This is a genomic window from Humiphilus diazotrophicus, from assembly GCF_059726315.1.
The window spans coordinates 1817250-1841321 of the sequence record NZ_AP040870.1 but is presented as its reverse complement, the minus strand read 5'-3'; the positions used below and the strand labels follow the sequence as shown (position 1 = coordinate 1841321).

At 51.9% G+C, this 24072-nt stretch carries 20 protein-coding genes; 6 read left to right on the top strand and 14 right to left on the bottom strand.

Annotation, left to right across the window (positions count from 1 at the left end; genetic code table 11):
* Positions 1-25: 25 nt before the first annotated feature.
* The 4 genes from AC6I7T_RS08790 to AC6I7T_RS08775 form a co-directional block, all read right to left on the bottom strand.
* Positions 26-1570, bottom strand: coding sequence for a complex I subunit 4 family protein (locus AC6I7T_RS08790; RefSeq protein ID WP_497792988.1), 1545 nt, complete (start codon positions 1568-1570; stop codon positions 26-28).
* Positions 1567-3624, bottom strand: a complete 2058-nt coding sequence (nuoL, locus tag AC6I7T_RS08785; RefSeq protein ID WP_497792987.1) for an NADH-quinone oxidoreductase subunit L — start codon at positions 3622-3624, stop codon at positions 1567-1569. The genes AC6I7T_RS08790 and nuoL overlap by 4 nt, the downstream gene beginning before the upstream one ends.
* A gap of 114 nt (positions 3625-3738) precedes the next feature.
* Positions 3739-4050: an NADH-quinone oxidoreductase subunit NuoK gene (gene nuoK / locus AC6I7T_RS08780; RefSeq protein ID WP_497792986.1), complete on the bottom strand. Its 312-nt coding sequence runs from the start codon at positions 4048-4050 to the stop codon at positions 3739-3741.
* Positions 4047-4550 (bottom strand): NADH-quinone oxidoreductase subunit J family protein, encoded by a 504-nt coding sequence (locus AC6I7T_RS08775; RefSeq protein WP_497792985.1) that lies wholly within the window; start codon positions 4548-4550, stop codon positions 4047-4049. Before AC6I7T_RS08775 ends, nuoK begins: the two co-directional genes overlap by 4 nt.
* 291 nt (positions 4551-4841) lie before the next feature.
* On the opposite strand from AC6I7T_RS08775, the gene AC6I7T_RS08770 reads away from it, so the two are divergent.
* The 6 genes from AC6I7T_RS08770 to nuoH all read left to right on the top strand — a co-directional run bounded on the left by AC6I7T_RS08770 (position 4842) and on the right by nuoH (position 9549).
* The gene (locus tag AC6I7T_RS08770; RefSeq protein ID WP_497792984.1) at positions 4842-5210 is read left to right on the top strand and encodes an NADH-quinone oxidoreductase subunit A; all 369 of its coding nucleotides are present in this window, start codon (positions 4842-4844) and stop codon (positions 5208-5210) included.
* Between the two features lie 111 nt (positions 5211-5321).
* Positions 5322-5957: an NADH-quinone oxidoreductase subunit B gene (locus tag AC6I7T_RS08765; protein ID WP_497792983.1), complete on the top strand. Its 636-nt coding sequence runs from the start codon at positions 5322-5324 to the stop codon at positions 5955-5957.
* Positions 5954-6559, top strand: a complete 606-nt coding sequence (locus AC6I7T_RS08760) for an NADH-quinone oxidoreductase subunit C (RefSeq protein ID WP_497792982.1) — start codon at positions 5954-5956, stop codon at positions 6557-6559. The genes AC6I7T_RS08765 and AC6I7T_RS08760 overlap by 4 nt, the downstream gene beginning before the upstream one ends.
* Before the next feature lie 2 nt (positions 6560-6561).
* Positions 6562-7722: an NADH-quinone oxidoreductase subunit D gene (locus tag AC6I7T_RS08755; protein WP_497792981.1), complete on the top strand. Its 1161-nt coding sequence runs from the start codon at positions 6562-6564 to the stop codon at positions 7720-7722.
* Positions 7723-7771: 49 nt separating this feature from the next.
* Positions 7772-8377: a 4Fe-4S dicluster domain-containing protein gene (locus AC6I7T_RS08750; protein WP_497792980.1), complete on the top strand. Its 606-nt coding sequence runs from the start codon at positions 7772-7774 to the stop codon at positions 8375-8377.
* Positions 8374-9549 (top strand): NADH-quinone oxidoreductase subunit NuoH, encoded by a 1176-nt coding sequence (nuoH, locus tag AC6I7T_RS08745; protein ID WP_497792979.1) that lies wholly within the window; start codon positions 8374-8376, stop codon positions 9547-9549. Before AC6I7T_RS08750 ends, nuoH begins: the two co-directional genes overlap by 4 nt.
* A gap of 96 nt (positions 9550-9645) precedes the next feature.
* Here the strand turns inward: nuoH and AC6I7T_RS08740 are convergent, their stop codons facing one another.
* From AC6I7T_RS08740 to clpP, 10 genes are all read right to left on the bottom strand, one after another.
* Positions 9646-11133 (bottom strand): DUF1593 domain-containing protein, encoded by a 1488-nt coding sequence (locus AC6I7T_RS08740; RefSeq protein WP_497792977.1) that lies wholly within the window; start codon positions 11131-11133, stop codon positions 9646-9648.
* A 235-nt stretch (positions 11134-11368) separates the two neighbouring features.
* The gene (locus AC6I7T_RS08735) at positions 11369-12934 is read right to left on the bottom strand and encodes a carboxylesterase/lipase family protein (protein ID WP_497792976.1); all 1566 of its coding nucleotides are present in this window, start codon (positions 12932-12934) and stop codon (positions 11369-11371) included.
* 128 nt (positions 12935-13062) lie between these two features.
* A complete protein-coding gene (bglX, locus tag AC6I7T_RS08730; protein ID WP_497792975.1) occupies positions 13063-15423 on the bottom strand; it encodes a beta-glucosidase BglX in 2361 nt (786 codons plus the stop codon).
* 376 nt (positions 15424-15799) lie between these two features.
* Positions 15800-17035, bottom strand: coding sequence for a hypothetical protein (locus AC6I7T_RS08725; protein ID WP_497792974.1), 1236 nt, complete (start codon positions 17033-17035; stop codon positions 15800-15802).
* A gap of 184 nt (positions 17036-17219) precedes the next feature.
* Positions 17220-17669, bottom strand: a complete 450-nt coding sequence (locus AC6I7T_RS08720) for a hypothetical protein (protein WP_497792973.1) — start codon at positions 17667-17669, stop codon at positions 17220-17222.
* Between the two features lie 169 nt (positions 17670-17838).
* The gene (locus AC6I7T_RS08715; protein WP_497792972.1) at positions 17839-18141 is read right to left on the bottom strand and encodes a DUF3303 domain-containing protein; all 303 of its coding nucleotides are present in this window, start codon (positions 18139-18141) and stop codon (positions 17839-17841) included.
* A 194-nt stretch (positions 18142-18335) separates the two neighbouring features.
* Positions 18336-18929 (bottom strand): ribosome biogenesis GTP-binding protein YihA/YsxC, encoded by a 594-nt coding sequence (gene yihA / locus AC6I7T_RS08710; RefSeq protein WP_497792971.1) that lies wholly within the window; start codon positions 18927-18929, stop codon positions 18336-18338.
* Positions 18930-19061: 132 nt separating this feature from the next.
* Complete coding sequence (gene lon / locus AC6I7T_RS08705; RefSeq protein WP_497792970.1) at positions 19062-21470, bottom strand: endopeptidase La; 2409 nt, start codon at positions 21468-21470, stop codon at positions 19062-19064.
* A gap of 652 nt (positions 21471-22122) precedes the next feature.
* Complete coding sequence (clpX, locus tag AC6I7T_RS08700) at positions 22123-23397, bottom strand: ATP-dependent Clp protease ATP-binding subunit ClpX (RefSeq protein ID WP_497792969.1); 1275 nt, start codon at positions 23395-23397, stop codon at positions 22123-22125.
* Between the two features lie 29 nt (positions 23398-23426).
* Complete coding sequence (gene clpP / locus AC6I7T_RS08695; protein WP_497792968.1) at positions 23427-24017, bottom strand: ATP-dependent Clp endopeptidase proteolytic subunit ClpP; 591 nt, start codon at positions 24015-24017, stop codon at positions 23427-23429.
* Positions 24018-24072: the final 55 nt, after the last annotated feature.

Sequence of the window (24072 nt, the reverse complement as noted above, 5' to 3'; positions counted from 1 at the left end):
TAAAACACCAAGGGTTCCTTCATCGTTACTTCACCATCTGGATGACCGTGCTGTTGATTAACGACAGCAGAAGTTGGGGATAAACTCCGAGCAGAAACATTAGCGCTATCGGAGGTGCAAAGGCCAGTTGCTCTGTCCACGACAGATCTGGCACTCCAGCCCACTTCTCATTCAACGGACCGGAGAAGACGCGCTGCAGAATCGTCAACAGGAAGATTGCCGTCAAGAGCAGCCCGAGGATTGAGATGGAAGCAGCCCATCCCGCCAAGGAGAAGGCTCCTTTGAAGATCAGGAACTCACCGACAAAACCATTCAGTCCAGGTAAGCCAAGTGAGGAGAAGACGGCTATTCCCATCAAGCCAGTCCAGACAGGAACGGCCTTTCTCAGTCCGCCAAAGTCATCCAGTCCTCGCAACCCACCAAAGCGTTCTTCGAAGATGGCGACAAACCAGAAGAGTGTTGCTGCTGTGATGCCGTGATTGAACATCTGCCAGATAACACCGTTCAGCGCGGCAGCTTGTTCGTTCATCAAAGCTGGATTACTGCCGTAGCTGGAGGTGACGGCAAAGAGTCCGAGTAGACAATAGCCCAGGTGGTTGATCGAGGAGTAGGCGATGATTCTCTTCAAATCCCGTTGTGCAAAGGCAGCAAAGGCAGGGAAAACGATGGTGACGATTGCAAGCCATAGAAGCGGTGTCCGCATCCACTGCATCTCTTGAGGAAAGATGGGGAAGAGGATACGCAAGAATCCATAGACACCCATCTTTGACATTGCCCCGGTCAGCAGCATGGATGTGCCCGTGGGCGCTTCTGCATAAGTGATCGGTAACCATGTGTGAAAAGGCATCAACGGGACCTTAACGGCAAAGCCGAGGAAGGCTCCGAAGAAAAGAATCAGCCCTATCTGCTCGGCACTGAAGTGGTGCCATCCCAGCTTGTTTCCGAGGGCAGGCAGCAGTTGCCCGTTATGCGCCAGCGTTGCCAGATCTACAAAGTCGAAGGTTCTGACTGCGAGATAGAGAGCCGCAAACGAGAGTAGTAAGGCAACACTACCGACCATTGTGTAGACGAAAAACTGTGTTGCTGCGGCTGCTCGTTTAGGTCCTCCCCATAGCAGGATGAGGAAGAAGGCCGGGATCAGGCTAAGCTCCCAAAAGAGAAACCAATGAAAGAAATTCAGTGCCGTAAAGGTTCCAAAGAGTCCGGCCTCAACAAAAAGGATCAGGGAGAAATAGAGTCCCTGGCGCTCCTTGACCTTCCATGAAGCGGCAATGGCCATCGGTACAAGAATTGCTGAAAGGAGCAGCATCAGCACTCCGAGGCCGTCAACCGCTGTATGGTATTCGATACCCAGCGAGGGAGCCCACGTATGCCGTTCCTCCCATTGCAGAACTCCGGAGCCGTGATTCATCCGTCCGCAGAGGACTAGGGAAAACGCCAGCGCTGCAAAGCTGAAAAATAGAGCCAGAGTCCGGGCAATCCTTCCCTTTGATTTGGGAACACAAGCGGTAACAATTCCGCCGAGGATCGGCAGGGCTGTCAAAGCAGTCAGGAACGGGAAGGAGTTCATCGCGTGCCTCCCCAGATCAAGAACAGGACCAATGCCGCCAATGCAATACCAATCATGCGCAAATAATTTTGGACGTATCCGTTTTGCAGGTGGGAGAGAATCTTTCCGCTTCGTTGTACGGTTTGACAGCTGCTATCGAAACCGAGATTAACGATGTAGTTGTCAAAGCCGCGATTGAACCAGGAGAGCCCAATTACGAAATAAGAGATGATCTGAACCGCTCCATTCCATATCCAGCGATCGAACCAGTCGCTCAGGATTGTCATCCACGCGTGCAAGCGAAGCACCGTGGCCTCATATAGTTCATCGATGAAGTACTTGTTCTGTAGAAGACGGAAGACCTGCGGTTGAATCTTTTCGAGAGGGTCGGGTTGGTTATTTTGAAAGACCGGTTTATTCCCATAGAGCACCCAGCCTAAGGTGAGTCCGGCGAAAACGATAATCGTTGAGGCCAGCATCATGACCGCGGTGCCATTTGCGAATAGGTTGGTGAAGCTGAAGGTCGGAACGGCTCCCTCAAGAAAGGCATGGAACCAGGGCCAGGCCGGAGTTCCGACGAAACCTAACCCGACAGCAAAGACCGCCAGGATGACAAGCGGCATAGTCATGTTGGCTGGACTTTCGTGCGGCTCTCCGTGATGCTCGTGCTCACTGTGATTCAGCCGTAGTTCGCCAAAGAAGACAACTGCCACTTGACGCGTCATGTAAAACGCGGTCAGTAAAGCACCTATGAGCCCGAGATAGAACGGCACATGCGAGATGTTCCAGTTGTGTGCCGAATGCAGGATCTCATCTTTACTCCAGAATCCGGAGAAGAGCGGGAATCCGCAAAGTGCCAGCATACCCATGGCATAGGCCCCGAAGGTGATGGGCATGTACTTGCGAATTGCTCCCATGTGGCGGATGTCCTGCTCTTCATGACATCCGTGGATCACCGAGCCTGCTCCCATAAAGAGGAGTGCCTTGAAGAATGCGTGGGTGATCAGGTGAAACATGCCAATCGCCACACCTCCTACGCCAATTCCCAACATCATGTAGCCCAGCTGGGAGACGGTAGAGTAGGCGAGAATCCGCTTGATGTCGTTTTGTGCAACAGCGATGCTGGCGGCGAAGACTGCCGTACAGGCTCCAACCCAGGTAACGACCGTAAGGGCTGCGGTTGAACTACCCGCCACCGCAGATGCGGACATCAGGGGATAGACGCGGGCTACCAGGAAGACTCCGGCTGCCACCATGGTTGCAGCGTGAATCAAAGCGCTAACCGGCGTGGGGCCTTCCATGGCATCCGGAAGCCAAACATGTAAGGGAAGCTGGCCGGATTTTCCTACCGCTCCGCAGAAAATCAATAATCCGATACCGGTAGCGGCGGTCATCCCGGCGATAGTCGCGTGAGCGACAAGTCCTGCCAATGCGGAAGTTTCCAGACAGCCGGCACCCTGGTCATAGAAAATCAGAGTTCCTGTTCTCGAATAGAGCCACAGGATTCCCAAAAGGAAGGCAATGTCTCCGATGCGGGTAGTGATGAAGGCCTTCTTGGCAGCTGCTGCGGCACTGGGCTTGTGATACCAGAAGCCAATCAGCAGGTAGGAAGTTAGTCCGACTAACTCCCAGCACATGAAGAAGAGGAGAAGGCTGTTGGCGATCACCACTCCTAACATTGCTCCTGCAAAGAGCGACAGGAAACAGAAGAAGCGGGTGAAGTTCTCGTCATGGGCCATGTAACCGGTGCTGTAGATGAAAATCAGCAAGCCGACAAAGGTGACCATGACCAGCATGATGGCCGTGAGCGGGTCGAGAACCCAACCCAGCTTGAGCCATTCATTGCCGAACTGCAGCCAGGGAAAATTGAAGACCTCGCGATTTGTTTCTCCCTGCCCGGAAGTCAGAAGGGCATGAGAGAAGGCGCAGAGTGAAAGCAGCAGCGAGAGCACCATGGACCCAATGGCCAGCGAGGCGGAAAACAGCCGGTGGCGTTGTTTTGCCAAGGCACTCAGACCGGCAGCCAAAATGGGCAGTGCTGGGATTAGCCAAAGGTTACGAACGATCCAGGTCATGAGAGCTCAACGATACAGTTAAAGTTCAGAGCAAGCTCTCCAGCCCGGTCCGCAATGGGACGCTTCAGGGCGGAGAAAGGGGTCGGAGTCGGGGAAGTCTGTGGCATTGCCCGTCTAACCTTTCATCTCATTGATTTGATCCAGGTTAGTGGTCTTGTAATGTCGGTAAACGACAATGACCAGGGCCAATCCGACGGCCGCCTCTGCGGCGGCAATAGCAATAGAGAACATCGTGAAAATGATTCCGGTCAGCAACTCTGGATTGGGGCGATAGCGCCAGAAGGCAATAAAGTTCAGGTTGGCGGCATTCAGCATTAACTCAATGCTGATCAGCACCATAATTGCGTTGCGGCGCATCAATGCGCCAGCCACACCAACAGAGAACAATAGAGACGAAAGAAGAAGATAGCTCGATAAGGAGGTCATTTTACCCCCTGCTTTTTCTCAGGCATTGCAAGGATGACGGCTCCGATCAGGGCAACTGTAAGCAGAAGAGCCACTACCTCGAGAGGTAGGACAAATCTGCCCATTAGAACATCTCCGACCTGCTTCATCCCTGGTTGCGACGGCGTCGGGAGAGAGGATTGGGTTATTTTGCTGTGGATTGTGGCCCAGGCCAGTATTCCGAAGACCATGAGTGCCACCACGGCTCCGGTAATCGCGGAGGAAGAGGGTGCGGTTGTAGTGCCTGGTTCTGTCCCCCGGGTCAAGAGAATGGCGAAAACGAGCAGGATGGCGACTCCGCCACTATAGACCAGGACTTGGGCAAGTCCTGCAAATTGAGCATCCAGGTACAGGTAGAACGCCCCTTGGCCGACAAACGCCAAGGTCAGAGAAAGTGCGCAATGTACCAGATTCCGTAGACTTACCGCCGCTACGGCTCCGGCAATCGTGAGTACGGACAGGACTACGAAAGATAGAGTCATGATCCCAGAATCGGTCCAAATCTTCTTGTCAAAACCGGGGCCTGTATCGAGCTTTGAAACCGGCCGGTAACAGGTCACACCATTTCATATTTATATTGTGCATAGAGGTGATCTGCATCACCGTATGCGTAGAATCCAGTGAGTACCTTAAATCTGATTTCCAAATGGAACGCCAGGGGTGGGGTGTGATCGTTTCGATCAGGCGTAAACAAACGCCACAACCGACCTCTCCTGGTGATATATAGCAGAGGGCGATTTGTTCGCAGTGCAAAGCACTCGAAAGAGTTAACCATGACCGGTTCCTATTTACCCATCCTGTTATTGCTGGTGGCTTCCATCGGCTTTGGAGTTTCCCCTTTGGCTCTGGCCTGGATTTGGTCAAAGTGTTACTCGCCGCGCAAACCCGGACCTACCAAGAACTCAACTTACGAGTGCGGTCTGGAAGCGACCGGGGATGCCTGGATTCAGTTCAAGGCAGAATACTACTTGTACGCCATTGTTTTCCTCATCTTTGATGTAGAAGCTATTTTTATGCTCCCCTTTGCTGCTTCATTTACGGGATTACCTGTAGGCGCCTGCGTTGCCATGTTGATCTTTCTGTTCCTCCTGGTCGAAGGACTGGTGTGGGCATGGCATAAAGGCATCTTGACCTGGGCTTGAGGACGAAAGGGGAATTCCTGCCGCGAGTTCTCCCGAAGAAAAGACAGCAGGCCTTCGTGGGAGGCCTCAGTAGTAAGGCGCTCATCTAACAGTTTTAGAAGGTTTCCATTTATGGATCAGGAACTCAAAATCCAGTTGGGCAAGCAAGGGGTGGTTACAACTACTCTCGAAGAGCTCTATAACTGGGGGCGTAAGAATTCGGTGTGGCCTCTAACCTTCGGCTTGGCGTGTTGTGCTATTGAGATGATTGCTACCACGATGGCTCGATACGATCTGGCTCGCTTTGGAGCCGAAGTCTTTCGTCCTTCCCCTCGTCAGGCTGATCTGATGATCGTTTCCGGGACAGTTACCAAGAAAATGGCTCCTCAGGTAGTGCGTCTGTATGACCAGATGCCGGAGCCTAAGTACGTTATCGCCATGGGGGCCTGTGCCATCTCCGGTGGACCCTTTCGCGACGGCTACAACGTCGTGAAGGGAATTGACCGATATATTCCTGTCGATATCCATATCCCCGGATGTCCTCCACGGCCGGAGGCATTAATTCATGGATTTATGGAGTTGCAGAAAAAGATCGCTGCTCAGCACCTGACGGGTGAGGGAAAGCCACGGCATTTGGTTCCCGAAGTACCAAGTGAGTACATCGTCCCCGAATGCGGCGAGCACGACCTGGTTCCGACCAAAAATACAAAGCTTTACCAGATTTCTTTAACCGGAAATGTCGGAACGGAGAATTCGAGTCAGCAATGATGACGATGGAACAGATTCAAGCAGAGATAGAGGCTGCCGTTCCTGGCAGTAATCCGGTTATCGTGCCGAATGCAAGTCCCTGTGGTCAGTATTCGTTTTTGATCGATCGCAATCATGCCGTTAATGTTGCCCAAGTCTTGAGAGACCATCCTGAATTACAGCTTGATTACTGTTCGAATGTTACAGGGGTCGATTGGCTTGACAGCGAAACCTCCGAGAAGGTCAAAGTCAAAAAGATAGTCGACGGCCAGGAACAGGAGGCCGAGGAGATTAGGAAGACCAGGGTTCCCGGTTATCTGGAGGCTGTATACCATCTCTACTCGATGGAGAAGAAGCATGGGCCTGTCATTTTGCGGATGCGTACGGTGAACAGGACAGACCAGGTGCATCTACCTTCTCTAACTCCGGTATGGAGGGGCGCCGAATTGCAGGAGCGGGAAGTCTTCGATCTATACGGGATTATCTTCGATGGGCATCCTGACCTGCGTCGCTTGCTTATGTGGGAGGGGTTTACCGATTACCCCATGCGTAAGGATTACGTGAATCCAAACACTGAACCGGAACCCGAGACATTGCAGGCTACTCCTGAAGGGAGGGCATAACGATGAGCATGACAAGTGAAATGTCCCTTCTAAAAAAGGCCTCTTCTTCTGAAGGTGAAGAGGAGGGGGATCTGCTTGAGATTTCGATGGGGCCGCATCACCCCTCAACCCACGGTGTCTTCCGCATGGATGTGGTGCTGGATGGCGAACGCGTGATCAAGCTGAAGCCTGTCTTTGGCTATCTGCATCGCAATCACGAGAAGATTGGCGAGAACACCAGTTATCTGGGTTCAATGCCTTATACGGATCGTCTCGATTATTTCTGCTCGATTACAAACAACTGGGCCTATGCTCTGACGATTGAAGAACTCGCCGGAATCGAGGTTCCCGAGCGGGCCGAATATATGCGTGTCATTACGGCAGAACTGACACGGTTACAGAACCATGCCTGCTTGATAGGTTTCCTTGTACAGGATCTTGGCGCAAGCGGTACGCCGTTGATGTATGCCTTCCGCGAGCGGGAAAAGATTCTCGATCTCTTCGAGTGGCTGACCGGTGCACGCATGATGTGTAACTACATGCGTTTCGGTGGATGTCGCGTAGATTTTCCCGCCGGATGGCTGGATAAGGCGAAAGAAGTTGTTGCGGGCTTTCCGGAGTTTCTCTATGAGTTCGAGCGCCTGTTAACGACGAATGAGATTCTGATGGCTCGCACACAGGGAATCGGCGTTTTGCCCCGAGAGTTGGCGATTCAGGCCTCAGTTACCGGTCCCATGTTGCGTGCCTCGGGCGTAAATTACGACATCCGGAAGGTAGACAAGTACGGTATCTATGATCGTTTCGATTTCAAGGTGCCGATAGGCGAGCACGGGGATGTCTACGATCGGGCTATGGTTCGCCTGCTGGAGATGCACGAATCTTTGAAGATTCTGAACCAGGCGATGAACGACATTCCAGAGGGACCGATTGTCGATCCGAAGACGAAGAGCCGCGGCTTCCGTCCCAAGGCGGGGGAATGCTATGGAAGGATCGAAGCTCCGAAAGGAGAGCTAGGATTCTACGTCATCAGTGACGGTTCGGTTCGTCCGTATCGTTATCGCGTGCGTCCACCAAGCTTGATCAATCTGACGATTTTGGAAGATATGTGCCTGGGGCATGACGTTGCCGATGTTGTAGCTATTCTGGGCAGCGTCGATATCGTTCTGGGTGAGGTTGATCGCTAGATCTGTCGAAGCACTTAACAGGAATTGAAGTAGTAGAGGGCTAAAGCCAATGCTTGGCGAAGGAATTATCAAAGGATTATCGGAGACCGCACGAAACTTTCTGGGAAGCTTCGTCAGCAAAGAACGGTTAACGACCGTGCAGTTTCCCGAGGAGAGGCTTCCTCGTGCAGAGAGCTCCAGAAACTTTCCATTTTTGGTTTACGACGGAAATGAGTGGCAGCAAGGGCTTCGTTGTGTCTCCTGCCAAATCTGCGAGAAGGAGTGTCCTCCGCAATGCATTCATATCGTCAAGAGCAAGGATAAGAAGATCGATGCTGTCGGGAAACCGCAGTTCTATCCGGAGGTCTTTGACATTGACGTTTCCGTTTGCATGAGTTGCCAGATCTGTGTCGAAGTCTGCCCCTTCGATGCAATCAAGATGGACAACGAGTTTGAGCTAAGTACAGAGGATCGTTTCGGTGGGTTGTTGCTGACGAAGTCCCAATTAGCCAAATCGAATAACTATTACCACCAGATTCATCCTTTGGAAGCTGCTCAAGTCGATGCGGCACTTGCTGCAGAAAGAGCAAAGGCGGAGGCCAAGGCAAAGGCTGCTGCAGAAGCAAAGGTTAAAGCTGCAGCCGCGGCAGCGAGCGGGGGCGCAACGGAAAAGTGATAGGAACGATAGATCAGATTTTCGTCATCTTTAAGCACTGGATTGTGATGCATGTTCCGGCGTCGTGGCAGACGCTGGTTTCTTTGTTGATTTCAGTGGTGCCTATTCTTGCTGTCTTTCCGGCACTGTTTGCCATTACTACGATCTTGGAGCGCAAGGGGTTGGGCCGAATTCAGAATCGCTACGGTCCGAACCGTGTTGGCCCCTGGGGCATTCTGCAGCCTCTGGCCGATGGGGTAAAGGCGCTGATCAAAGAGGACATCGTACCCCGATCTGCAGACAAGCTGGTGCATTTCATGGCGCCGCTAGTGATCGTGATGGCTGCGTTCCTGGCCTATTCCGTATTGCCCTTTGGCCGCAATATGGTGCTGACCAATCTGGATGCGGGTGTGTTGTTCTATTTTGCGATCAGCTCGCTGACCGAGTTGGGAGTCTTCATGGCTGGCTGGTCCAGCCGCAATAAGTATTCTTTGCTTGGAGCTATGCGTGCCATTGCGCAGATGATCAGTTACGAGATGCCGCTGATTCTCTCGGCGGTTCCGGTTCTGATGGTTGCGGGCACATTATCGACTGTGAGTATCGTTGAACAGCAGACGGTCTTTACCAGTGGCATAGCGCATTGGAATGTTTTTACCCCCTGGGGATTTGCCGCATTCATCTTGTTCATGATCTCTTCTCTGGCAGAGACGAATCGTTCTCCCTTCGATCTTCCCGAAGGTGAATCTGAAATCATTGCCGGATACTACATCGAGTATTCGGGATTCAAGTTCGCCTTGTTTTTCCTCGGTGAATATCTGGGTATGTTTGCGATCAGCGGTTTGGCCATTACTCTTTTCCTTGGCGGATGGTCAGCTCCCTTTGCGTTCCTTACGTGGGTCCCCTCGTATCTCTGGTTCTTTGGCAAATTGCTCATGATGATCGTCGGATTCATCTGGATCCGCGGCACCATGCCAAGGTTGCGCATGGACCAGCTGATGAACTTTGCCTGGAAGTTTATGCTGCCGATGGCACTGCTGAATCTGGTGAATACAGGTCTCTGGAGATTTCTGCCAACCGGTATTGTGCGCTGGGTTGTCTGTGGCCTTGTTGTTGTTATTCCGTATGTCTTACTGGGGCGGGGCCTAATGCATGGGAAGAAGCTTGAATCGCGCGTTTATCGATTTGCAGAATAAGAGCTGAAAATCCTGTCCATCGCAAGTTAGAAACTTTAGGGCACAGCTTCCGCTGTGCCCTTTCTCAGCGCGTCACAGCCGTAGTATCGAAATGCCCTATTGTCCCTGAGCCTTGGGATGTACATTCAAAATAATCCTTCGATAGCTAGTCAGGCGTGGAGCACCAGCGTCGGTGACCGCGAGAATGATATGAGCTGTTCCCGTACCTTCACAGCGATAGGAAGGGAACGTAAGCCAGGGTTCGCGGCATACAGCTGTAGGTGTCACAGTGACCCTGGATGTATCAGCATCGGTGAGTGTTACAGAAGAGTTGTTTGTATCGTTTGCACCGGCCTCTGCATAGTGGAACCAGTGATAACGCAGATGCTGTCCGTCGGGATCGGAGCTCCGGCTGGCATCGAGAATTATTGCCTTACCCACTTCGGCGTCAATCGTGATTGGCGCTGTTCCTGCCTGGCCATTAACTTCTAGTACAGGGTTATGATTGGCGTTGGCATAATCTTTGATTGTCCAATCCATGCGTGCTGCAAAATCATTCTGGAAGGCTTCCCGCCAACGCCAAATAGTGGCCTGATCTGAGGTGTACGGCTTTCCATCTGTGCCCGTGACTGTGTCCTGCGATGTTCTCCGGTCGAAGACCCCGCCACCTTGTGTCCAGATAGCATGCGATTCTCCATACGGTTGCCGGTAGATGTACCGACCTCCCCAGCCTCCCCAATCGGGGCGACGGTATGCGTTCAGGCCGTTGTCGATTAAGCCCAAGAACGATGGTGTGTCTCCCTCCATTATGAAGGCGAATTTGGGATACACCTTTCCGAGAGGCCCTTTGTTGCGGATGTTCGTATCCAGCCATTCATTTGTGACAACAGTGGTATTTGCTCCAGTTCCGTTGCGGTAATAGATGTCTCCTGCGATTCCCGTCCAGGTTGCGTAATAGTATTCATCACTCGATTGAGTGGAGGGCTCTACGATGTAGAAGAGCTTCGGAAATTCCTTCCGAATCCAAGCTCCTGCATCGTCCTGATCGGAGATGGAATATATACGTAAGCGGGAAACGACCCTGTCTACTTCTTCAGGAGTATGCGCCGTACGCAGTTGAAGAAGTGCTTGCGCCAGAGTGTTGGCGCCTCCCCAAATGCATATCCATAGCGGACGGTTATCATCACGGTCTGCAGCACGGAGAATTGCGTCGGAACCGGGAGACGTTTTATCCGCTCCGGTTGCTGCCATGCCGTATCCAGGCTGTCCAGCCCAGACAAGATGATCGAGCTGTTCAGCGGTAGGCCAACCTTTTGCATGCAGCAAAAGGTTAGGACGCACCTTCCTGTAGGCATCGATCAGAGCATGCATGGTTTCCGGATGGATTGCACTTTTTTGCCAGGTAGATGTTGAAGCGATGAGTCCCTTGACGTCGAATTCATTTGAATAAAGTAGAAAACGAACGAGAGACATCTGATCGTCTGGTTCATTGCCGATATCACTGAGCACGATGACTCGAGGATGCCCTGCAAAATCGTCGATTTTCAGCTGAGGCTGATCTTGTCCCAGGAGAGAGCTGCTGAAGAAGAGAATTCCTGCAGACACGGCGAGCCAAAAGCTTCGTTGTGCAGACAAAGAGAAATGGAAACCAAGGGGAAAGCTCAACTTTGGGAGGATCTTTTTCGGCATGACAGAAAACCTGTTTATGTGTTTTGCCGAACGATAAAACCGGATATTGATTCTTTCAAGTGAAAACTATTTTTAGATTGGGTCCGGCGTAGAGATGGTTCTAAAACGTAATCCCGGAACCGCTGGAGAAGAGGTCCGGGATTACGGGAGTTCATTTTGTGGGATTCGATTCCTGTTCCTGTAGGAAGAGGTAACGAGGCCGATTGGTATCCGGCTTTGCCGCAATTGGCGAGTCTAGATGAAGAACCGTTTTGTCGGGATCATAGAGAGGCCATGTAGGTAATCCTGGGCCATTGGGATCACCTGTCTTGGCAAAATTAGTCCAGTAACCCATCATCTGCTCGCTGAGAGTGCGGTCCGTTGTGCGCCAAGCAGCTTCTGGTCGTGTATCGAGTGTTCCGAAAACATACTCAATGTCGTCGGAGTGAAATGCCGCTGCGTCGTGAAATTTGCTCTTTGGTGCAGCCAGATCCAGACGATAACGGTAGACGGGAGCTTTCCCCGTCTTCTGATGTGCTTCGATCCACTTCCATGTAGAGAACGCGATGAACTGATCTCCGGCATAGTCGATCATGGAACGTAAAGCTTGCGCGTCGTCTTCTCCCGGATAGAGCTTTAGAAATTCGGCAGATTTCGCTCCATAGAGCTCCGTCGCACGTGCTTTCCACTTTTCTGCAGTCGTTCCCTGGAGTGCCACGAAGCTAGCCTCGTCGTGATTCCAGCCTGCAAGCAGTGGAACATGGGCCTGTCTTCCGGCAGCGTAAGTTGCATTTACCGCTTCGGTCAGAACTTTGCCATCGATTACCGGAGAGAAGCGGACCATGCCACTTTGTGCTGCGCCTGCAAGCAACTTTTCCGCAGGCATTGCTCTGAGCTGTTCTAGTGTGGAGACGCCAAGCGTGCTCACCCAGGCATCATCCTTTTTCGCCTGCACCGAGAGTGGCGGATACCCTAATGTAGCCGAGCTAAAAGCTGCTCCACTTTCTCCGATTGCTTTATGAAATAACCCTTGAGCCATAGGGGAGGCCATCAGGGTACTGACCGCAAAGGAGCCTGCACTCTCACCGAAAATTGTTATGTTTTGCGGGTTGCCGCCAAAGGGGTGAATATTGTTCTTTACCCACTTTAGCGCGGCGATCATATCCATCAGCCCGTAGTTGCCCGCACTCCCTCCGGCCTCCTTTGCGAGATCGGAAGTGCTGAGAAAGCCAAAGACCCCTAGCCGGTAATTGATCGTAACCAGAATGACGCCTTTTGTGGGCAGGAAGTCTCCATTATGGCGCGGTTCAGAGCTACCGCCACCAGCGTATCCGCCGCCGTGAATCCAGACCATGACAGGCAGATTACTGTTAGGTGCAGCCTCGGCGGGAGTATAGACATTTAGAAAGAGGCAGTCTTCGCTTGCTCCTGCATCCTGGAAGATCATGTCGTCGAAGACTTTGCCTTGTGCACAATGTGCTCCGAAATTGTCGGCTTCACGCACTCCCTTCCACTGCTTGAGTGGCTGGGGGGCACGCCAGCGCAAATCGCCTACCGGCGGAGCTGCATAGGGGATACCGAGAAAGGCATGTACCTTGCCTTGATTGATTTCTTTGCCATGAAGACTACCGGCCGGAGTTTTTATCGCTAGTTCTGCAGCAGAAAGTTGGAGCTCTCCACAAACAAGAGCCGCAGCAGATACAAAAAGAAAGAGGATACTGGCTGATATGAATTTCATCCAGTTAGTGCGGCGGCTTCTCATAGTAAAGTGCCGCAGGTCGTGCAAATGCAACATTGGGAGGCTCCTTATGGAATGGCATTCGAAAGGGAGCTGAGAGTACCAGCTAAACCCTTTCGAGCCAAATCTTACTCTACGTTAGTTTCAGCATGAAGGGTCGCAGCGGAATCTCCACCTACCCAGATATCGAACTTAGCCGGATCTACAGTCCAATCTCGCTTAGCTGCACTCCAATACTGCAGTTCGTCTTTTGTCAGGGTAAAGTGCAGTGTCTTCTTTTCTCCCGGCTGCAGGGCGATACACTGAAAGCCCTTCAGCTCCCGGATCGGACGTGAAGCAGATCCTGCATGCTGGTGGATGTACAATTGCGCGGTTTCATCGCCCGGTCTGGAGCCTGCATTCGTTACATCTACGGATACATTAATGGCTGGATTGCTGGCGGAAGTTGTTGGTGTAACGGTCAGATTGGAGTAGGTGAAGTTCGTATAACTCAATCCATATCCGAAGGGATACAGGGGGAACGAAGAGATATCCCAGTATCTGGAGGTGAAATCGGGAGCGGTTTCAGGGCGCTGGGTGAGATTGTGCGCGTAATACAAAGGTAATTGTCCCGAGTTACGGGGCCAGGAGACAGGCAGTTTCCCTTTGGGCATTGCATCGCCGAAGAGTAGGTCTGCAATAGCATTGCCTCCCTCCACTCCTGGATACCAGGATTCGAGGATTGCAGGCACATGTTGCGATGCCCAGGAGATATCCAAGGGCCGTCCGTTGACCAGGACGAGGATAACTGGTTTCCCTAATGCCTGGACTGCTTCCATCAACTCCTGTTGGCGGCCCGGCAAAGATATCGAACTACGTGAAGCATATTCTCCAGCCATCACGGAGTCCTCTCCCAGGACGAGTACCGTGATATCTGCATTCTTTGCTATCGCAACGGCTTGTTCAATAGCCTGTTTCTCTTCTTCCGGTGTCTGCGGTGTTTGTTCATTCATATGGAAGACACTAGAAAAGAATGAGGGATACTTCCTCTGAATATGTGGTCCTGTAGCATAATCTACGCGGACTTCGGGACCGACTTTGTTCTTTATGCCCTGCAATACAGAGATGATTTGGGGATCACGAGTATTCAACAACCCCCAGAGGCCCAGCATATCGGTGGAAGCATCGGCCAACGGACCAAGAACTGCGATCGAAGAGAGTTGCTTTTTCAGTGGTAAGAGATTTCCTTCATTTCGAAGCAGGACAATGGATTCTTGAGAGGCCTTGCGAGCTAAAGCTCTCTGTGCAGCAACTTCTTCCGCTGTGACCGGTCCATCTGCTTCTACGTATGGGTGTTCGAATAGGCCAAGGCGGAATTTGATAGCCAGGATGGGAGCTACCGCCTGATCAATCTGAGCTTCCGTGACCTTACCGCTTTTCACTTCCCCAAGGAGATAACGAGCATACATGCCGCTGGCCATTTCCATATTTAGACCCGCGGTAAGTGCTTTGTAGGCTGCATCGGCTCCATCGCGGGCATAACCATGGGTAATCAGATCTCCGACAGCCATGGCATCCGAGACTACAAAACCTTGAAAATCCATCTGCTTGCGCAAGACCTCAGTTAAGAGGTAAGCATTGCCTGAGACCGGGACATCGTTAAAGTCCATGTAGGCACTCATTGCACTGCCAACACCTGCCTTGACCGCCGCTCGGAAGGGTGGAAGATAGACATTTTGCAGTTGAGTATCTGGCACATTGACGGCGTCGTAATCTCTGCCTCCCTCTGCCGCGCCATAGCCGACGAAATGTTTCATCGTGGCCAGGATTCGTCCTTGGGTGCCAAGGGCCGGGCCTTGAAAACCTAGGACCTGAGCGCGTGCCATGGCTGCACCCAGAAATGGGTCTTCTCCTGCGCCTTCGGTTATACGGCCCCAGCGAGCATCGCGAGCGATATCCAGCATGGGGGCAAAGGTCCAATTGATTCCTGCCGCTCTAGCCTCACGAGCCGACATGGACTGGGCCTTTTCGACCAGTGCGGGATTCCATGTTGCAGACAAACCTAGAGGGTCGGGAAAGACCGTTTGATATCCGTGTATGACATCGAGTCCCACCAGGAGTGGTATATGGAGGCGTGATTCTTCGACAGCTATGTGCTGAAGACGATCAATCTCTTTGGGGTCATTAAGCCAGAGAATGGATCCGGTTTCTCCCCTTCGAATGAGATCTTCCGGTTTTGTGTTTGCCCCTTGATTAGCAGCGGTGGCCAGTCCTCCGGAGATCTGATTGAGCTGTCCGATCTTCTCCTGCAATGTCATCTGCTTCAGGAGTGCTTGCACCCGCTTGTTGACATCTTCCTTGGATGGCGATGTTGAGTCGGTCTGAGCCTTCGAGGTTTTCTTCGGAACAGCCAGGCAGTAAAGGCTAGTGCCTAAAAGTGCAGCGACGGTGATCGCTAACAGCGTTCTCGAATGGGTTTTCTTTCTTCTGGGTCTATTTCTTCGAGACATTTTCAATCCTCGTGGTGTGTGTATTCTTGGGGTCTTTGTAGTACCCGGCTGGAGTTGCAGGGCTTGAACGACTTTTCTCGGGTCATGTTTTGGAACGGGGGAGGATGGGGGATGGCGGCGTCTTCGGAACAGCTTTCATTCGGCAGATTCGTACCTGGTTTCGATTGAATCAAGCAGCGTCAGTCACGCTATGGATTTCCATGCCGAAAGGGCAAGGTCTTTATGGTGTGAACCTTTGTACTTTTTGTAACTTGATGAATAGAGGATAGTTAGAGGAAGATTGCTGGGCGGAAATAGGAACGTATATTACGTTTTTGGGAGCCGGTCAGCGCATTCTCGATTTGGGTGGATGCTCAGTAGAGATGCATAGAAGGGCCTACCAGAAGTAGATGGCCAGGAGGCGGGGAGCTCCCGACTTACCATCGATGACTTCTGTCTCCAGAACCGCCTCCAGATTCTCTCCCTTCCAGCCTTTCGGTGCCTGGGCAAAGATCTGATCCATGATTCGGCGATTGACGAGAGCCTCTCCCGCAGCAGTGGTCCCTTGGGCGGCAAGTCCACCGGCGATCAGAACTGGACGATCCGTGGTGGGATCATGATAGCGCGCGATGAGAGCAAAATCCTTGTTAAGAAGGCGGGCCGGTTTACTGAAGTCAATTGACCACCGTATGTCGTCAGGGGAGGACTGATCGACGATAGCTCCGATACCTTGCTTCTGAACAAAATGGAACTTGAGGGACTCTGAGAGCTTAATCGTCCACTCGTTGTCCATTGCTCCGACCAGGATAATAGGTCCCGACATCAGGTCGGTTAGAGAAAGCTCTTTCGCAGAAGCGATGCGGTATGCCCTGTTTCTGCGGTGCAGGTAGGTCGAAATGTGGTTCAACGTCATGACATCGATCAGGTTTGCCTGATTCCGATGTTGGAGAACTTCTCCAAGAGAGGGATCGGTTCCTAGGGGGTGAAACTGGTCAAGATCTGGCAAACAAATCGCTATCGTGCCGGGAGTATCGACAATTGGTCCCCAAAATCGCGAGATAGAGTTGTCTCGGAGAAACCAGATCCCTGTTCCTATAGCGAATACGATCGTCACACACACGCAGGCCAGGATGATCCGCCGGGTAGGGGTTAATCCTTTTCTCGATGGGACGGTAGGAGAGTCGATCGGAATAACCTGAACAGCAGGGGATTCTTCGTGAACTGGACTTTCCGCTGCTTGAACAGAATTCGTGGGTACAAAGCGGAAAACAGGAACATATGTTCGTGGCGGTAATTCGATGCGAAGCTCTTGGCTGTGTTCGGGATGGTAATAGTACTGTGCCAGATGTTTCCGGATTTCGCCCGCAGTTACGCGGACTACGGGATCGGCGTTTGTATCATAGTCAGCCGCTCGGTTGAAAACTTCGATGCCAAGGGCCCTCTCTTTGAGTTGGTCTGTCTGTCCATCGAGTGCTTTATGAACGACATGTTTTAGGAACGCGGGATAGCGCTTGCTGTTGCTGAAAAGCGGGTCTGCCAAAAGCCGGTCAAGCTGTTGCAGTATCGTCCTTCGATCGTCCTGGTTAAGCGAATTCTGCATGAGAGAGGAGCGGGCTGCTTTTACCACGACCACGGAATTGATTGTCCCTTATCCCGGGGAATATTGGCAATAAAAGGGATAGCGGGGAGGGGCCAGGGAGGTGATCTGGGACTGAAACGTATTTGGAGCGGCAATAGGAAACAGGTAAATAGAGTCAGTCCCGACCGGGATGTAGACTGCCTGGTTTGGAGTGAATCATGCCCTTCGTCTTGAATGGCTATCTTCCCGAGAGAGCACTGACTAAATCCACTGAGTCGAGAATTACACGTGTTCTACGGTCATAGACGATGGCTTGTCCGTCGAGATAACCACGTTCACAATATGCGGGAATTGGTGGAAGCTGCTGTATCAGGACTGGTGGCATGGGCTGAAAGCGCTTTTGCCATCCTGGAGGCAGAGTTCCTGTGCGGGCATATTTCTTACGCAACCCGGGAGGCAGGTTCGTGGGACCGGAATAGTATTGCCTGATCAGCCCGTAGTCGGAATCACGGAAGTAATGGCCTTGACCCGTATGCTTCATCTCCTGTTGCTCCGGAGCATCATCGCGGTCGTGTTTGTTTCCTTTGCCGTGTCCGTGCGAATTTCCCTGTGCTACAGCATAAGAAGTACAGATTGTTGCGGAAAGCAAAATCAGAAGTGCGGGTTTTAGAAACCGTGTCAGTTTCATATTGACTTCGTTGTACCATAACGATCGAGAGAGCGTCTCTTGATCGCCATGTTGAATGCTCGTGGGCCGATAGTTATCAATGATAGTTTTCTTGGGAGTCGAGGACGAGAAAACCAGTCGCTTTCGCGGATTTTTGCTTGTGGTCCTGTTTACATCCTGGCTGACCGAGCTATTTTTTGCTCTTTGCTTTAGCTTTGCCTTTATGCTTCTTGTCCACTAGAGGCCAATACTCATTGGAGGGCATTACGGGGATGATTTCAAAGTCAACAATGTCTTCCCAGTGGCTCATCCATTGGCGAAGGAATTCGGGGTCGCCTGTCTCCATGATCTGAAAGCAGCGTGCATTGACGGGATCGATCCAGCTGGAGTGATAGACAAGATCAACCGGCATCATGCGGCCGTCGCTGAGAAATCGCTCTCGAATTGGCTTCGGGTCCCGATTTTTGAAGTTCTCGATGACCAGGAAGAACATGGATAGAAAGATAGCAGAACTTCTTTATTTGCACACAAATATGGGAATGGAGATAGTAGCGGTTCAGGTGCATTTTCTCCGCTCTGGACCGTTTCCACAGAGGTGTATCAGCAAGAAACGATCCGAGCACAGCTTTCCCATCAAAAGTGCTGCGTTTAGCAAGCTCCTGTCCCGAGAGAGTATTGCGAAATGGCCTAACTATTTGCTGCTGTGTCGATGATGTTCCAAAGCTCCTTCATTCCGCTGTCTGTCTTTGAAGAGCACATAAGCAGGTCCTCGATTCCGAGGTTACGCTTCAACTCCATGGCGTTCTTTGTGCGCTGATTTCCTGACAAGCGATCGCATTTGGTAGCTACGACAAGGAAGTTTCGTCCGCTTGCCTTGAGGTAATCGATCAGTTGCTTATCGCTTGCCTGTGCAGGAATATTGCTGTCTATCAGGCAGATGCAGAGAGCCAGCGATTCGCGCTCGGCCAGATAGGGCTCGATGAATTTGGGCCATTCAGCAGAGATAGACTTTGAAATTTTGGCGTAGCCATATCCCGGCAAGTCGGCAAAGACGAAGCGTGCCTGCTGTGACTGTGGCGTATCCGTCAGAGCAAAGAAGTTGATGGCTCGGGTTCGCCCTGGGGTAGAGGATACTTTTGCTGCTTTTGAGCCCAGGAGTGCATTAATCAAGCTAGACTTGCCAACATTCGACCGACCAAGAAAAGCGAATTCCGGCGCTGTAGGCGCAGGGAATTGAGCGGCAGAAGTGGCAGACAAAAGGAATCGCGTAAAAATGCGCATGAAAGAGAAATTGTAAGCGAGAAGGTATCACAAAGCCTAACCTTTACCGCTTTCGTTGGAGTGGAGCAGATGCGTTTGAGGGCTGACACACGAAGGCCGCGGCACTATAGATACCGCGGCCCTCTGTGATGACTACTGATGTGGACGCTGTTCAGGCGGAATCGTAGCAGGAACCGTAGAAAGCACCTCCGGCGAATCCTCCTTGAACTCAGGCAATGGTCCCTCCAGAGCAAGCTTCAGGACCTCATCCATCTGGTCGACAAAGTGCAGCTTCATTGCACTCTTCAGATTTTCCGGAAGATCAGCCAAGTCCTTTTCGTTTTCACGCGGCAGAATGGCCTCGAAGATTCCGGCGCGATGTGCGGCCAGAAGCTTCTCCTTCAATCCTCCGATAGGAAGTACCTTGCCACGGAGAGTGATCTCCCCTGTCATGGCTACGTCCTTGCGAACCGGAATCTTGGCAAGTGCGCTGGAGAGTGCTGTAGCTAAGGTGATGCCCGCCGATGGTCCATCCTTGGGAATTGCACCTTCCGGTACATGCACGTGAATATCTACATTGCGGTAGAAGTCTCGTGGCAGACCCAGGTGCAGCGCGCGGCTACGAACATAGGAGAGGGCTGCTTGAGCCGACTCCTGCATGACGTCGCCCAGCTGTCCCGTGAGCGTTAGCTTGCCTTTACCATCGAGAACCTGAACTTCAGTGGAGAGAATGCTGCCACCCACTTCGGTCCACGCCAAGCCTGTAACCAGGCCAACTTCGCTCTTCTCGTTGACCTGCGAATCGCGGAATTTCGGAACACCGAGAAACTCATTTACGTTGGCTGCGGTGATCTGCTCTTTGTGCTTTGCACCGTTTTTGATAACACGGCGTGCGACTTTGCGGCATACATTTCCGATTTCGCGTTCCAGGTTGCGGACGCCCGCTTCACGGGTGTAGCTGCGGATGATCTCCTGTACGGCGTCATCTTTAATGACGATGTTTTTCTCGCTCAAGCCGCAATTCTCACGCTGCTTGCGAATCAGATAGTTCTTTGCAATCTCAACCTTTTCGTCCTCGGTATATCCATGCAGACGCAGGATCTCCATGCGATCCTGCAACGGAGCTGGAATCGTGTGTAGCACATTGGCCGTAGCTACAAAGAGGACTTGGGAGAGGTCATACTCCACGTCCAGGTAGTGATCCTGGAAGGAGGTGTTCTGCTCCGGATCCAATACCTCCAGAAGTGCAGAGGCCGGATCGCCACGGAAGTCGGAGGCCATCTTGTCGACCTCGTCCAGCATGAAGACGGGATTCTTTGTGCCGGCCTTCTTCATGGACTGAATAATCTGACCTGGCAAAGCTCCTATATAGGTACGGCGATGGCCGCGAATTTCGGCCTCATCGCGGACTCCACCTAACGACATACGGACGAACTTCCGTCCTGTCGCCTTGGCAATCGACATGCCGAGTGAAGTTTTGCCCACGCCCGGAGGTCCAACGAAACAGAGAATCGATCCTTTGGGATTCTTGACGAGTTGACGAACGGCCAGGAACTCCAGGATGCGCTCCTTGATCTTTTCCAGTCCGTAGTGATCTTCGTTCAATACCTTTTCCGCATGATCGATGCTGCGAGTTTCCTTTGAGCGCTTCTTCCACGGCACAGCGAGCAACCAGTCGAGATAATTGCGCGATACGGTTGACTCGGCCGACATCGGAGGCATTGCTTCGAGCTTCTTCAGCTCCTGAATAGCCTTTTCAAAGACGTCCTTAGGCATTCCCGCGCTTTCGAGCTTCTGCTTGAGTTCATCAAACTCGCTCTTTTCGCCACGGCCTAATTCCTTCTGGATCGCCTTGATCTTTTCGTTGAGGTAGTACTCTTTCTGCGCCCGCTCCATCTGCCGCTTTACGCGGGATTGAATACTGCGATCCATGTTGAGCTTCTCGATCTCGATATCGAGAACATCCGCCAAACGCGACAACCGCTCCGCAGGATCGAAGATGTCGAGCAACGCCTGCTTCTCTTCGATAGAGAGCTGTAAGTTTTGTGCGATGGTATCGGAGAGCTTCGCCGGCTCGTCCATACGGACGGCGGCAATCATGGTTTCGTAATTGAGCGACTGCTGCAGCTTGACATATTGTTCAAAAAGGGAAGTGACCTTTTGCATCAGGGGTTCAAGCTGCGGGGTGACTTCCAATTGAACTGTAGTGGTGCGGACGGTCGCTACAAAGAATCCGTCGGCGTCGGTAACTTCGACGGCCTTGCCGCGTTCCAAGCCTTCGACCAGGACCTTGATATTGCCATCCGGCATCTTGACGCTTTGCACGATATTGCCGATCGTGCCAACGCTGTAGATGTCTTCGGGGCGAGGTTCGTCGATTCCTGCATCGTGCTGTGTGGCAAGAAAGATCTTACGGTCGCCGTTAAGAGCTTCTTCGAGCGCGCGTACGCTGGACTCTCGCCCTACCACGAACGGAGTCATCATGAAGGGAAAGATCACCATGTCCCGGATGGGCATCATGGGAAGCTTTCTTAGCTCGCTCTTTTCTTTGCTCTGTGTCATTACCTAATCTCCCAGCCATTAGATGTGCGGCAAGCCTGCCTGATGCACTCCAAGAGTTTCCGGCGTAGGCTTGATTGTACTGCGACGACTACCGTTACCGACGATTCTCACGTGGAAAACAACGGACGAATCTGATGTCGTTCTTTATTCATTCAGATGCTAATTTCGAGTTTTTCCCTTACAGCAATTTGCTCGGCTTCCCGTAACGGAACAACCCTGCTTGTCGGCAAGATGAAATGTCGGCGGTTTCCGGTACGCGGGGAGGGATCTTTGGAAGGTTATCAACCATCTCTCTAGGGGCCCCGATACACCGGAGAAGCCTGTTAACGACATCATCTCCGTGTTTCTTGCGTTTTGGGGAGCGTCAATCGGTCTGAGCAGAGCGTAAGAACCATAACTCCCCGCAGTATGAAGACGCCAATATCTGGTTTATTTCTTCAAAAATTCTTCTGGATCCAATGTAAGGCAAATCACGTATAGGTTTCCAGAATACACGCTGACTCGTCAGCTGTTAACTGCATCATCTGGTGCGGGTCGGTTCTGAATTGGTACAGCGAGAGATTTATCCGGGTTTTTAGGATGTTAGAAAAGACTATGGCGGCTTATGTGAGCCGCCATAGTCTTTTCTTTATGCGAAGCTTGATCCCGGGTATTATCCAGCCTTCTCAAGAAGTGTCATAGAGAGGTCGCGTTTCTGGACCATCTCGGCTGTAATGTCGAGTTCCTTGACCTTCTTATTGCTGGGCAGGTGATACATCAGGTCTAGCATCAACTCTTCCAGAATCATGCGAAGTCCGCGAGCTCCGACCTTCCTGTTGAGCGCCTCGCGGGCAACTGCCGCTGTCGCGTCCTGAGTGAAGGTGAGCCGAACATTCTCATATTCAAAGAGTTTCTGGTACTGCTTCAGAATTGCATTGCGCGGCTTGGTTAGGATTTCTACTAACGCTACTTCATCCAATTCGTCGAGAACACCGATCACTGGCAGACGTCCGACAAACTCAGGGATCAGACCAAACTTGATCAAGTCCTGAGGTTCTGCCTGACGTAGCAACTCCGCATCCCGCTGATTCCGAGGCGTTTCTGCCTCTGCTTCGCTTTCAGTGAGGGCTTTGAAACCCAGAGCCTTTTTGCCGATGCGGCGTCCGATCACACGCTCCAGTCCTACAAAGGCTCCACCGCAGATGAACAGGATGTTTGTCGTGTCAACCGGGGTGAATTCCTGGTGGGGATGCTTGCGGCCGCCTTGCGGAGGAACGTTCGCGACGGTGCCTTCAAGGATCTTCAGCAGAGCCTGCTGTACGCCCTCACCTGAAACGTCACGGGTGATCGAGGGGTTTTCGTCCTTGCGGCCGATTTTGTCGATCTCATCAATATAGATAATGCCTGTTTGGGTGCGGGCGACATCCCCGTCGGCTGATTGAAGCAGCTTCAGAATGATGTTTTCCACATCCTCACCGACGTATCCCGCTTCTGTCAGCGTTGTCGCATCCACGATGGCAAAGGGAACGTCCAGCATTTTTGCCAGGGTATGAGCCAGTAAGGTCTTGCCGCTACCAGTTGGACCTACGAGCAGAATGTTCGACTTTGCAAGCTCGACATCATTCCCACGCGTACGATTCATCTGGATTCGTTTGTAGTGGTTGTAAACGGCGACGGCAAGCTTCTTCTTGGTTTGCTCCTGCCCGATTACGTACTCGTCCAGGAAGGCCTTTACTTCCTGTGGTTTGGGGAGATGAGCGGGGGCAGCACCTGGTTGGGTCTCCCCGCGATCATCCTCAAGAATGGAATTACAGACGGCTACGCACTCATCGCAGATATACGCGCGCGGGTAGTCGCTGGGCGAAGAGATCAATTTGGCCACGGCATCTTGTGACTTGTGGCAAAACGAACAGCGGAGTGTATCGTCCGATCCCGTGCGCGTTTTCATCTTCTTACTCCTTTACAGCGAAGTCCAAATCAAGTACGTGGGCGATCGATGATTTCATCAATGATCCCATATTCTTTCGCCTGTGGAGCATTCATGATGAAATCGCGTTCGACATCACGTTCAATTTTATCGAGTGTTTGGCCCGTATGTTTAGCCATCAGCGTATTAGTGATTTCACGTATACGCAAAATTTCCCGAGCATGGATATCGATGTCAGTAGCCTGACCGCTCACCCCGCCCATTGACGGCTGATGGATCAAGATACGCGAATTCGGTAATGCGAAGCGTTTCCCCTTCGTACCCGACATCAACAGGAATGCTCCCATACTGGCTGCTTGTCCAATGCAATACGTAACCACATCATTTTTGATGAATTGCATTGTGTCATAGATTGCCAGGCCCGCAGTAATTGAACCACCCGGGGAGTTGATATAGAGCTGGATGTCCTTTTCTGGGTCTTCGCCAGAGAGGAAAAGCATCTGTGCAATAACTAAGTTGGCAATCTGATCGTCGATCGGTGTTCCAAGGAAGATGATGTTATCGCGCAACAGACGTGAATAAATGTCGTAGGCACGTTCGCCCCGACTCGTCTGTTCAATCACCATGGGTACCAATGCCATGTTTTCCCGCTCTCGCTCGTAAATTGGGAGTTTTTGAGGCTCCGTCTAGAGTTTC